This is a genomic window from Algoriphagus terrigena DSM 22685 (assembly GCF_000429445.1).
GTDB classification, from domain to species: Bacteria; Bacteroidota; Bacteroidia; order Cytophagales; family Cyclobacteriaceae; genus Algoriphagus; species Algoriphagus terrigena.
The window spans coordinates 123819-135128 of sequence record NZ_AUBW01000021.1 but is presented as its reverse complement, the minus strand read 5'-3'; the positions used below and the strand labels follow the sequence as shown (position 1 = coordinate 135128).

Annotated in this window: 11 protein-coding genes; 3 read left to right on the top strand and 8 right to left on the bottom strand. The window is 49.9% G+C overall.

What is annotated here, in order from left to right; genetic code table 11:
• Positions 1 to 111: 111 nt before the first annotated feature.
• A complete protein-coding gene (locus G459_RS0118740) occupies positions 112 to 492 on the top strand; it encodes an endonuclease domain-containing protein (RefSeq protein ID WP_026969019.1) in 381 nt (126 codons plus the stop codon).
• Between the two features lie 232 nt (positions 493 to 724).
• On the opposite strand, the gene G459_RS0118735 is transcribed toward G459_RS0118740, so the two are convergent.
• The 3 genes from G459_RS0118735 to G459_RS0118725 are packed head-to-tail and all read right to left on the bottom strand — an operon-like array spanning position 725 to position 4395.
• Positions 725 to 1249, bottom strand: coding sequence for an FKBP-type peptidyl-prolyl cis-trans isomerase (locus tag G459_RS0118735; RefSeq protein WP_026969018.1), 525 nt, complete (start codon positions 1247 to 1249; stop codon positions 725 to 727).
• Between the two features lie 13 nt (positions 1250 to 1262).
• Positions 1263 to 1994 carry a class I SAM-dependent methyltransferase gene (locus tag G459_RS0118730; protein WP_026969017.1) on the bottom strand — a complete coding sequence of 244 codons (732 nt, stop codon included), beginning with the start codon at positions 1992 to 1994 and terminating at the stop codon, positions 1263 to 1265.
• Positions 1981 to 4395: a YfhO family protein gene (locus G459_RS0118725; RefSeq protein WP_026969016.1), complete on the bottom strand. Its 2415-nt coding sequence runs from the start codon at positions 4393 to 4395 to the stop codon at positions 1981 to 1983. The genes G459_RS0118730 and G459_RS0118725 overlap by 14 nt, the downstream gene beginning before the upstream one ends.
• A gap of 300 nt (positions 4396 to 4695) precedes the next feature.
• On the opposite strand from G459_RS0118725, the gene ffh reads away from it, so the two are divergent.
• Complete coding sequence (ffh, locus tag G459_RS0118715) at positions 4696 to 6036, top strand: signal recognition particle protein (protein WP_026969015.1); 1341 nt, start codon at positions 4696 to 4698, stop codon at positions 6034 to 6036.
• Between the two features lie 105 nt (positions 6037 to 6141).
• Here ffh and G459_RS30205 read toward each other — a convergent pair whose 3' ends face one another.
• The 3 genes from G459_RS30205 to G459_RS0118700 form a co-directional block, all read right to left on the bottom strand.
• Complete coding sequence (locus G459_RS30205; RefSeq protein ID WP_026969014.1) at positions 6142 to 6402, bottom strand: hypothetical protein; 261 nt, start codon at positions 6400 to 6402, stop codon at positions 6142 to 6144.
• Between the two features lie 120 nt (positions 6403 to 6522).
• A complete protein-coding gene (locus G459_RS27915; RefSeq protein ID WP_157373379.1) occupies positions 6523 to 7602 on the bottom strand; it encodes an Ig-like domain-containing domain in 1080 nt (359 codons plus the stop codon).
• A 26-nt stretch (positions 7603 to 7628) separates the two neighbouring features.
• Positions 7629 to 8747, bottom strand: coding sequence for a hypothetical protein (locus tag G459_RS0118700; RefSeq protein ID WP_026969013.1), 1119 nt, complete (start codon positions 8745 to 8747; stop codon positions 7629 to 7631).
• A 303-nt stretch (positions 8748 to 9050) separates the two neighbouring features.
• Between G459_RS0118700 and G459_RS0118695 the strand changes: the two genes are divergently transcribed.
• A complete protein-coding gene (locus G459_RS0118695; RefSeq protein WP_026969012.1) occupies positions 9051 to 9902 on the top strand; it encodes a sugar phosphate isomerase/epimerase family protein in 852 nt (283 codons plus the stop codon).
• A 48-nt stretch (positions 9903 to 9950) separates the two neighbouring features.
• Here the strand turns inward: G459_RS0118695 and G459_RS0118690 are convergent, their stop codons facing one another.
• Together G459_RS0118690 and G459_RS0118685 are read right to left on the bottom strand one after the other, a co-directional pair.
• Positions 9951 to 10655: an SGNH/GDSL hydrolase family protein gene (locus G459_RS0118690; RefSeq protein ID WP_026969011.1), complete on the bottom strand. Its 705-nt coding sequence runs from the start codon at positions 10653 to 10655 to the stop codon at positions 9951 to 9953.
• Positions 10656 to 10720: 65 nt separating this feature from the next.
• A complete protein-coding gene (locus G459_RS0118685) occupies positions 10721 to 11197 on the bottom strand; it encodes a nucleoside deaminase (RefSeq protein WP_026969010.1) in 477 nt (158 codons plus the stop codon).
• Positions 11198 to 11310 lie beyond the last annotated feature (113 nt).

Below are 11310 nucleotides of genomic sequence, written 5' to 3'. Positions count from 1 at the left end.
CAGCCCAACTCAGAGACCCTATTCCTCTCGTCTTTTTTTCTTTTTGTCGTTTCATAGTAGTTTACCTGGTGTAAACTCAATTCAGGACAAGTCAAAAACCTAAATTCCATCATGTACTTTTTGCCCTACAATCGCTCATTAAAGGAATTTTCCAGGGAACTGAGAAATCAGTCCACGCTATCGGAAATCCTGCTTTGGCAGAAACTGCGAGCTGGTAGCATGAGAGGATATGCCTTCAACCGGCAAAAAACCTTAGGGAATTACATCGTGGATTTCTATTGCAAAAAACTAAACTTGGTGATCGAGATAGACGGGGATTCTCATCTTCATGAAGACGTTTTTCTAAATGATGTAGCGAGACAAAGTACTTTGGAGGAACTGGGGCTATCTTTCTTGAGGTTTTCTGATTTGGAGGTCAAAAAACATATGAATGCTGTTCTTGCCCAAATTAGCTTTTACATCGACGATTGGGAAGCCGGTCATTTGAGATAAATCCCCCCGACCCCCTTTAGGAAAGGGGGAGTTGCGGCAATTCGATCTATAAAAGTTTACTTTAAAGGTTGCGCCCATAAGGACTATACTCATAAAAAAAGTGTCCAGGGCCAAAACCCCAAACACTTTTCTATTCCTTGCGCCTGAATTTCCTAAATCAAGGACGTAGCTAGGACCAAACTCCCCAACTCTCCCGAAGGCCTCGTAAATCGTATCTCGTAAATCGTACTTCCTATTCGTGTTCCCCATGTTCGCCGTGCACATGCCCGTGCTCGAGCTCTTCCTTGGTTGCTTCACGCACCTCATTGATCTTTCCCTCAAAGTGCAGATCAAATCCCACCAGTGGATGATTGAAGTCCAGCAAGAGGGTTTCGCCCATGTTTTTGAGGACTTTGGCCTGCATGCTGTAGCCGTTTTCATCTACCAAAGGCAGGAAATTTCCCTCGTCCAGCATCTCGGGGGAGAAGCCTCTCTCTCCGGAAAACTGCTCCGCTGGCAGTGAGATCACCAACTCGTCGTCGGGCTCTCCATAGGCATCTGCCACAGCGATGTCGAAGGCAAAGCTTTCCCCTTCTGCCTTGCCGGCCAGCAGTTCTTCAAACTTTTCCGGCAGGCCACTTTGCCCAAAAAGAAAGTAAAAAGGATCTTCCTCGTCACGGATTTCCACGCTGAAAGGCGCCGACTCGATGCCGTCTTCTTCCTTGCTCACTTTGAGTTCGTAGGTCAGTCCGACCACTGCATTTTCCTGGATTTTCATAGTTCCGGTTGATTTATTTGGTTAGGCCGTATTGCAGGCGGATGCGCAACCGCTCCATCAGCACGCTCCACTTGCTGCGGGGCGTGGAGGATTGGAGGGGTTTTGCTGCGCGAAAGATAAAGTACTGGTAGTCTTTTTCGTCAAAGAAGAGCGGATAGGTTTCCATCTTTTCGAGGTAAAAGCCGTTTGCGGTGATGCTTTTGATCAGGTCACCGGAGTCCAAAGGCTGGTCGATGACCTGGAGTTTTTCGGGTTCATTTTCGATCATCCACTGCAGATATCTCGGCGAAGGGATGTGGATGAAGATCACCGAATCTTGGTGCGCATGCTTGTTGATGTTCTGGAAAAGACGAAAATGCTGATCCACCGGGATATGCTCCAGTACATCGGGAAAGACGAAGAAGTCGAAGGTCTTGCCTTTCTTGTCAAAGTCAGACATGTCCGACACTTCAAAGTGCAGATTGGATTGGGATTTCCAGAGGACTTTGGCTTTCTCGATACTCTCCGGGGAGATGTCCACCGCAAGGACTTCGCCTTTGGTCACCTGTGTAGCCAAAAGATGAGATACGGTGCCGATCCCGCAACCCACTTCGAGGATACGGTGATTCGCCTGCAAGCCTGCGTCTTTCACCTTGGCAAGGATGCTGAGATGCCGGGAGTTGATTCCGGTCTTTTGCTGCTTTTCGGCAAACTGGTCATAGAAACTGACAACCTGTTCTTTCTGCTCGGGCTTAGGCGCTTGCATGGGTCTCTTTGTAGGTGAAGAATATGCCGGCAATCAGGGTGACCAGGATCAGGTATTGGAACAGTACCGTCGCGGTCTTGGTCGCGTAATAGCTCGACGGCTCAAAGGTAAAGACAACTTCATGATCTCCGGCGGGAATTTCCAGTCCGCGAAGCAGGTAATTGACCCGCACGATCGGAGCTTCTTTCCCGTCAATGGTCGCCGTCCAGCCTTTCGGATAGTGGACTTCCGAGAAGACCGCCAATCCGCCCTGTGTCATGGAAGCCTGGTATTTCATCTCATTTGGTGAATTGGAAGTCAGCGAGATCTGTCCTGCTCCTGCTGGAATCTGCCCAAACTCCTGCGTGTTGAGCGTAGCGGTGGTCTTGGTGTTGATCTCTCCCAAAAGCTCGATCTCTTCATTGTTGCTTTGTACTGGCCGAACTTCGCTGGGCACCCAAGCAGCGCCGTTGGCCTGTGGGTTTTCGAAGACTGCATTGGCCTCTGACCCTGCGATGAGGTATTTGGTGTTGAGCATATTGATCACCCCCGTACCTTCCCAGTCGAAGTTTCCTTCTTGCGCTTTGGCGATAAAGTCCTCCAACTCCGGCTGAAGCTGGTTTTCGACCAAATCCTGATAACGTCTCAGCTTGGCACCGTGATAGCCTCCCAGACTGTTGAAGCGATAGGCCGTGCGTGCACCCTGCGTCAATCCTTCAGAGAGAGGCAACACGCGGAAATAACTTTGATCCGCAGCGATGGATTTTTCGGCAGGAGTTTCTGCGAAAAACTGCCGCGATGGATTGCCTTGAAACGATTCGTTGTTGAGATATCGTCGGTTGATCGTCCAGACGTCCAAAGTGATCAGCGCGATCAACGCCGCACCGAGGATGAGGTCGGAGATCTTTCCCTTGAGATAGAAATAGATCAGACCGGCAGCAAGCGCCACGAAAGCAAAACTTTTCCAAGCCGAGGCTGAAAGCATTGCTTTGCGGTCGACTTTGATCGCACTTGCGAGCCACTCCGGCAGGCCTGCATCGGCTGCTCCTTCAAATCGGAAGAATGCTCCGGAAGCCACCGCAAGGATCAAGGTCAGTCCTCCGACGATCCCTCCGGCAAAGAGAAGTGGCTTGAGATCGCCCTTTTTTGCCAATCGTTCCAGGGAAATCATTCCCAAGACCGGGATGGCAAACAGGGTCATTCCCAATGCCATGGACACCGCACGGAACTTGTTGTAGCCGGGCAGGATGTCAAAAAGTGCGTAGTTGAACCACGCGAGATTCTTTCCCCAGCTCAGCATCAAAGAGATGACGATGATCGTCCCGAAGGTGATCAAACTCTCTTTTGGCGCAGCCCAGATGCCCAAGACTGCCAGGAAAACCAAGATTACGCTGCCGTACATGGGGCCGCCGGTGAAGGGCTGATCACCCCAATAAGTCGGCGCGCCCTGTAGGAATCCATTAATCTGGGCATTGTCGATGCCCTGTGCGCGGAGTGCTTTTTCGGAAGCAGAGCCTTCGGGAAGTGGCGTATTGCTGCCTCCTCCGTAGAAGTCGGGCACGAGTAGGGTGAGTGTTTCCAGCTTCCCGTTGGACCAGCCAAAGGCATAGTCTCGGTCCAGTCCGGATGATTTTGTTTCGAGAGTTGTGTTGCCGCGGGTGGAAAAGGGGCTGTATTCGAGGGCGGTGGCGAGTCTGCCGATATTGCCACCGACGGCCAGGATCGCTCCGAGTACCAGGAAGCCAAGCGTCTTGGAAAGACCGGGAAGGCCCTCTTTTTTCCAATCAAAGACAAGCCTGACGCCGACATAGATCACGGAGATAATCAGCGTGTAATAGGTGATCTGCAGGTGGTTGAACTTCAGCTGAAGCAAAAGTCCCAATGCCAGCAGCGCCGCACCGAGGACTCTTTTTCCCTCAAAGGCTAGATGGATACCTGCCAAGATCATGGGAATCAGACACACGGCCCAGATCTTGGCGTTGTGCCCCGCTTCGAGCGAGAGCAGGTTGTAAGTGTTGAAAGAGAAGGCGATCGCGCCGCCGATGGCGAAAACAGGCCGGACGCCGAAGCTGAGCAGCAGGATATACATGCCCACCATCCCAAAAAACAGTCCGCTGATCGGATGGGGAAGACCAAACGTCAGCACTTTGATCAGGGTGTTGGTAATGTCGCCCGGAAACTCCAGACTGACGAAATAGGAGGGCATCCCGCCAAACATGCTATTCGTCCAAAGGGCTTGCTCGCCGGTTTGCTCCCGATAGTCCAGCACCGCTTTGGCCGAGCCTTCCCACTGCAGGATGTCGCCCTGGAAGATGATCTTCCCATCGAAAACCATGGGAGAGAAATACAGCACCACGATGAGGTAAAAAAGAACAACCCCCAAGAGGTGGGGAAGGAGTTCCTTCTGAAAATTTAGCTTCATGTACGGAGTTTCAAAATTTAGGCTGCAAAATAGGGATTTCGGGGGAAAGGATTGGCCGGGGCGGGGAAGTTTGGAAGAAGGAAGTCGGGAGATGGGAGGTCGGCGGTCGTCCGGCAAGCTCAGAAGCCTTCTTCGGCGCAGTTTGCAGTTGCAGTGACGCTGGGGTTCCTAAAGCGTAGACGAATATCCGCTTGAAATTCCATCTCAGTGATCTTAACGTGTAACATCGCGGATACTCATATTATTTTTCCTCCAAAACCTCAAAATCATTACTTTTGCAGCCTATAGATACCGATCCGAATGTTTGATAATTTAAGTTTAAAGCTTGACCGGGCTTTCAAAACCCTGAAAGGAACCGGGAAAATCACCGAAATCAACGTAGCATCCACCGTAAAGGAGATCAGAAGAGCTCTGATCGATGCCGACGTCAACTATAAAGTAGCCAAGGAAGTCACCGACAAGATCAAGGAAGAGGCCATGGGCCGCGACGTGTTGATCTCTGTCTCTCCGGGCCAACTCCTTGTGAAGATCACCCAAGAGGAGCTGACCAAGCTCATGGGCGGTTCCAAAGTGGACATCAAATTGAGCGGCGATCCTGCCGTGATCCTGATCTCAGGTTTGCAGGGTTCTGGTAAGACGACTTTTACCGGTAAACTCGGAAGCTTGCTGAAGAGACAGGGACGTCAGGTGCTTTTGGTGGCTTGCGATATCTACCGACCTGCGGCGATCGACCAGCTGAAAGTATTGGGCGAGCAGATCGGCGTGGAGGTGTACGCTGAGCCGGAAAACAAGAATGCATTGAGCATCGCCAACAATGCGATTGCGTATGCGAAGAAGACCGGTAAAAAGACGGTAGTCGTCGATACTGCGGGTCGTCTGGCAGTGGATGATCAGATGATGAAAGAGATTGAGGAGCTGAAAAGAGCCCTGAATCCTTCAGAAACCTTGTTTGTGGTCGATTCGATGACGGGTCAGGATGCGGTGAATACTGCCAAGACCTTCGACGAGCGACTGAATTTTGACGGAGTCGTCCTGACCAAACTCGACGGTGATACCCGTGGTGGTGCGGCGATTTCGATTCGCCACGTAGTCAACAAGCCAATCAAATTCATCTCCACAGGTGAGAAGATGGAGAATCTGGATGTGTTCCATCCGGATCGTATGGCGCAGCGAATCCTCGGAATGGGTGATGTGATCTCCCTGGTGGAGCGCGCGCAGCAGTCTTTTGACGAGGACGAAGCCAAGCGTATCAATACCAAGATCCGTCAAAACAACTTCAACTTTGACGACTTCCTTTCGCAGCTCGAGCAGGTGAAAAAGATGGGTAACATCAAAGACCTGATCGGAATGATCCCGGGCATGGGCAAGGCGATGAAAGGTTTGGATATCGATGACGACAGCTTCAAGCCGATCGAGGCGATCATCCGAAGCATGACTCCAAAAGAGCGTCAGCAGCCGGACATCATCGATGGTAGAAGAAGAAAGCGAATTGCAGACGGATCAGGAAGAACCATCATCGAGGTAAACAATCTGATGAAGCAGTTTGACGACATGCGCAAGATGATGAAGCAGATGAACAAGATGGGCGGCGCCAAGCAGGCGATGAGCCGCATGATGCCTCCGGGTGGAGGAAGAAGATAAAAGCGATATCAGATTTTTGATTTAAGATTTACGCGGTAAAGCTAAATTGACACGATCTAACCCAGTCAGCGATGGCTGGGTTGTTTTTTTGACGGATTTCAAATCCTATGATCTGGGTTTGAGAATGCAAATCTCGAAGAGCGGAACATCGAAGATCGGGAAATAGAGAATCTTCAAGTTAAAAGTTCGACCCCTTCTGGGGTCGTTTCCGAAATTGTCTTGGATTTTCTTGCCACGGGTTTTGGTTCGACTTCGCTCACCAACCACACCCGCGGCTCCGCCACGGCGGACACAGTATTGAGAAGTTTGACCCCATTCGGGGTCGTGGGATTGGTAGATATCTTCCAATCCATGGGTTGCACCCATGGCTATTCACGGTTCGATCCCTTCAGGATCGTCAAATCAGCGATCCAGCTTGTTTCGGCTTCATTTTCAACACATTGAAACCAGATCCAATACTGAAAACGACCCCGAAGGCGGTCGAACTTATTCTTTGACCTCAAATTCCAACTGTTTGAAATCTGAGGCTGCAGTCGTCTGGGCTTGATTTAAGAGGTCGATTTCAAAAAGGCGGTTTAAATTATTTCCCGCTAAGTCTTCCAACCTACTTTCGATTTCCAGGATGTACTTGCCTTTTTTCCATGGGGTTTCAGGAGTAAAGCGGATGCTTTTTTCTTCGATCCCGATTGTCCAGTTTCCGAGAAGCTTTTGTCCGTCCTTGTTCAGGATCTTAAAGACTTCATTGAGCAGGCTGTAGTCCAAGGTTTCAGAAAAGTCAAGGATTACTGCATCCGCTGTGCCTGCTTTTGGAGTGTCGAAAACCCAGGAAGCGGGAACAGGATAGATGCTGTCTCTTTTAGTCACGATAAAGTCTTTGGAATAGACCTGGTCTAGTTTTTCTCCATTTTTTCCTTTCCACTGATCGGAGATTTGCAGCCGATAGGATTTTCCATCTTCCAGCGGTGCTCCCATTTCCAGGTTTGGGATCAAGTCCCGCTTGATTCTACCGGGATCCAGCCAAACGGTGAGTATCGTCTGATCTTCATTCCAAAGCTCGGGCTGGAGGTCCAGAAATACGCCTTTCAAGGTGTCGTTGTCACTGTTTAAAAGCGTCAAATGCGACACTGACTCGCCTTCCCGCATGGGTTTGGAGAACTTTACGAAGAACTTCAGCTGGTTTTCAGGAAGCGTGTCCTGCGTGGGATAGATCTCATCCACGGCCAGATCTGCATCACCTTGGGCTAGTTGAGGAATGGCCACTGTCCCGATGACGGAGTCTCCGTACAAAACCTCATAGCTCTCCCCTCTTGTAAAAGGAATAAGCGGAGTGAAAAGAATCCTCTCCTCAGTCTCCTGAAGATCGCCCAAGATCGGGACGCTATTTCCCTCTTGGACTAGACGGATGGTCAATTGGGTCAGATCGGGATTACCCAGTAAGCTTGATGGGATAACCAAACCCACTGCCCGATCACCTTCCCAGCGGATAGAAATCCCGCTTTCCGCCTTCTTCGAGCAGGAAATCAATAAAAGCGCACCAAAAAAAATCAGGCTGTGTACGGTACACAACCTGATTGGAAAGGATTTGCAATGCATTATTTCAACAGATGCTCAGCTTTATCAGTCGTCCATAGATCCAGTGAGCCATTGGATCTGCGCTGCAGGATCACCATTGTGTCGTCGGTAATCTTGTCCAGTTGGAGGACATTCGTCATCGGCATGGAGACAAAATCGACTCCTTCAGTGGCGAAGTTGGCAGTCACCGGCTCGGTCAGCGAGCCTTGGAATTTTTCGATATCTGCAAAATCGACCCGAAACACCGGCCGGTTGGAGTTGGACATTACCAGATAGGATTTGCCGTCTTTCTCCATGCTTACCAGATCCAGAGGTTGGTTGCCGCTTCCCATCTCCGCGATGGTTCTGCCTTTCACGTGAGTTCCGGCTTTCAATTCATCCATTGGGAAAAGCACCAGAGGGGTGCAGGTGTAGCTTGCGATCAGATATTGTTTGCCGTTTACCTCGGCGGTGGTGAAAGTCTTGATCGGAGAGGTGGTTTCGTATCGACCATGAGCGGCATGGAAGATCTCAAGTGAGGCGTAATCCTGCTCATTTGTGAAAGGGAAGGGGATGCTTCTGAACGTGGAGCTAAACTCCTGATTGGATAGTCCGCTTACCATCAACATGCCGTCAGAATAGCCCAGATCAGAGATAGAGGAGACGCGTAAAGGCCTTCCCCGACCGTCCTTCGCATCCTCTGCAGGCGAGTTGTTGAGCGCGACTGCATCAAACTCCACATCTTTCAGCGAGACTGCCTCGATGCTTTCTCCGGCGATACTCAATAAGACCGGAGTGCCATCAGCAGACTGAACTGCCAGATAGACTTTCTTGGAAATCGGGTTTACAGCAATATCCAAGATCGAGATATTTTCGGCTGTGGTTCCCAGCATCGCCGCCAGTTTTTTGTCGATTCCCTCCAGATTGATTGGCTGCAACTCGGTATTGCTTGCGTCCTTGGTGTTCACTGCGATGACCGCAGCACCCTTGGAGTCGCCGATGAATAGGATGCCGTCCGGCCCAAAGGTGAGTGAAGTCATCGACTTGATCTCAGGAGTTCCCAGTTTTAGATGATAGGGTAATTCCTCGGTTCGGAATGTAAATGCGGTGATTCCCGCCACCAATGCACATACTCCAAAAATTAATGCTGACTTTTTCATCTGTTTATAATTTAGTTTTTAATTGTCTGATGGAATCTCGCATGGTTGATATTCATCCCGGTGGGTGTCGTATGCGACATGCTCGATTTCATGATATGTAGGGTTTATGCTTTTATCTGGTTGTGAATAAGGAATTTATAGAGAAAAAGAGTCGATTCAAAACAGATTTATTCAAGCGGAGTCATTTGACAATCCGCTCAAACTTGCGGTATAAAAAGCGGCATACCGGTTCAGCGGTGTTAAGAAAAATTGTCGAATTGGAAAGTAGGTATAACTTGGGAGAAAAATATTCCCAAAGCGACCATGATCAAACAGACTTTTTTCTCCCTATGCGCGGTAGTTTTATTTACGCTGCAGCTTCAAGCACAAGAGATGCTTTTCCCGGAAATGCCAGGAATGGTTTCATACACCTATCGGAATAGCCTCTCGAAAGACCTTCCCGCCACGCTCGACACGCTGCAGCAGATGGGGATCACCGATATGGAATTTTCCAACCTTTTTGGACACACGGCAGCCGATATCAAAAAAGAACTTGACAAGCGCGGCATGCATTGCTCTTCCTTTGGCGTAGGATACAAAGATCTGATGGAAAAGACCGCCACCGTAGCGGAAAACGCCAAAACCTTAGGGGCGAAGTTTGTCAGAGTTGCTTGGGTGCCTCACAAGGGTGCATTTTCATTGGAAGATGCCAAGCAAACCATCGCTGATTTCAACGCTGTGGGAAAGATCCTCAAAGAGGAGCATGACCTGACTTTCGCCTACCACAACCACGGCTATGAGTTTGAGCCGCATGGAGAGGGTACCTTGTTTGACCTGATGATCCGAGAAACCAATCCGGACTATGTGAGCTTCGAGATGGACATTCTTTGGACGTTTTTTCCCGGAGCCGATCCAGCAGCTTTATTGGAGAAGTATGGCAACCGTTTCAAGCTGATGCACATGAAAGATCTCAAGAAAGGGATTGTTGGCAATATGTCTGGTGGAACGCCTGTCGAAAATGACGTCGCGCTGGGAACCGGCCAACTGGATCTCCCTTCGATCCTGAAAGCGGCGAAGAAAGCCGGAGTGGAGCACTTCTATCTCGAAGATGAAAGTCCAATCTACTATCAGCAGGTGCCGAAAAGCATCAAGTATTTGCAGAGTCTGAAGAAGTAGGAAGGGTTCAGTAGGCAGATTTTAGTGGGCAGTTGGCAGCTGTTTTTTTCAGTCGGGAAAAGCCAGAAAAGCCACCTGAAGCTCTCCCAGTTTTTGGTAGCCGGCGCCGTTCATGTGGATAGGGTCGACGTAGTAGAGGTGTTTGTTATAGACATTATAGCCGCCGAGCGTGAACTGATCCAGATAGGGGATGCCGTGAAGCTCGCAGATTTGCTTCTGCATGTCTACGTGGCGTACCATTCCATCGACGACCTGAGGATCGTAGGCACCCCGATCGTTGAAGGCTTTGCTGGACGTGAAAAAGTAAATCTTCGCGTTCGGGTTGAGCTCGTAGATCTTCTTGATGCAGTAGTTGATCCCGCCGGCTTGGGTGATCAGCTTGGCTTCATCGAAGTTGTCAAATTCGGTGTAGTCCGTATAGCTTCCCACTTCGCGCTGATTGGTGTAGTCATTGGTCGACGCCCAGAGGATGTAGATATCAAATACACCAGCTTCGTCCACTTGCTGCTGAAGGGACTTCCCCTGAAGGGACGAAAAGCCAGCGCCGCCGACTCCGTAGTTGGTGATGCTCATTCCCAAGCGCTCTTTCCACATATCCTTGGCGCTGTCACTCGCAGGAATCACCGATACCGAACCTCCAAAAACCGCCACCGACTTGCCGTAGTTGTAGGAAGCTTTGAAGTCTTGCTGCGTAAATGCTACTGTTGACAGCAATAAAAAGTAGAATAAAAAGAAGGTTTTGATCTGGCTCATTTTGGGTGGGTTTAAGGGAACTAATCGGAGCGATGTGTATGGAGAAGGTTGTAAATCAAAAATCTTCAATACAATTCCTTATCGCCTTTTTCCTTCCAAAGCTCGAAGGCCTTCAGGCTTTCTTCTCGCAGAAAAGAAACCATGGGGATCTGTCTGTCGGCGGGGTTCACCTCGATCTCCTGATAGATAAAGTGGTCATCAAATCCCGCATTGGCGGCGTCCTCTTTGGTGCAGGCGTAGTAGACCTTGGCAGGCCTGGCCCAAAAGATCGCGCCCAGACACATCGGGCAAGGCTCGCAGGAGGTATAGACTTCACATCCGTCCAACTGGAAATTATCGAGATTCTTGCAGGCTTCACGGATGGCGACGACCTCGGCGTGAGCGGTGGGATCTTTGGTGGTCAAGACCATGTTGGAGCCCTGGCCGACGATCTTGCCGTCCTTGACGATGACGCAGCCAAAAGGGCCGCCGTTTCCGCCAAGCATTCCTTCTTTTGCCAGCGCAATGGCCTGAAGCATGAATTGTTTTTGATTTGGGGTCATATCTGAGATAAAATAATCTGATTATACGCTATTCTGCAAGTTGACGGACCTTCCTGTCATTTTGGGCTGGAAGACTGAAGAAAACAAAGATTTAGCATTTTCTTGGCGTCCAG

Excerpts from the sequence above, each read along its gene's own strand:
- G459_RS0118725 (WP_026969016.1), bottom strand. The coding sequence starts at position 4,395 with ATGAAGCTAAATTTTCAGAAGGAACTCCTTCCCCACCTCTTGGGGGTT.
- G459_RS0118690 (WP_026969011.1), bottom strand. The coding sequence starts at position 10,655 with ATGAGCCAGATCAAAACCTTCTTTTTATTCTACTTTTTATTGCTGTCA.
- G459_RS0118730 (WP_026969017.1), bottom strand. The coding sequence starts at position 1,994 with ATGCAAGCGCCTAAGCCCGAGCAGAAAGAACAGGTTGTCAGTTTCTAT.
- G459_RS30205 (WP_026969014.1), bottom strand. The coding sequence starts at position 6,402 with ATGGGTGCAACCCATGGATTGGAAGATATCTACCAATCCCACGACCCC.
- G459_RS0118700 (WP_026969013.1), bottom strand. The coding sequence starts at position 8,747 with ATGAAAAAGTCAGCATTAATTTTTGGAGTATGTGCATTGGTGGCGGGA.
- ffh (WP_026969015.1), top strand. The coding sequence starts at position 4,696 with ATGTTTGATAATTTAAGTTTAAAGCTTGACCGGGCTTTCAAAACCCTG.
- G459_RS0118685 (WP_026969010.1), bottom strand. The coding sequence starts at position 11,197 with ATGACCCCAAATCAAAAACAATTCATGCTTCAGGCCATTGCGCTGGCA.
- G459_RS0118735 (WP_026969018.1), bottom strand. The coding sequence starts at position 1,249 with ATGAAAATCCAGGAAAATGCAGTGGTCGGACTGACCTACGAACTCAAA.
- G459_RS0118740 (WP_026969019.1), top strand. The coding sequence starts at position 112 with ATGTACTTTTTGCCCTACAATCGCTCATTAAAGGAATTTTCCAGGGAA.
- G459_RS0118695 (WP_026969012.1), top strand. The coding sequence starts at position 9,051 with ATGATCAAACAGACTTTTTTCTCCCTATGCGCGGTAGTTTTATTTACG.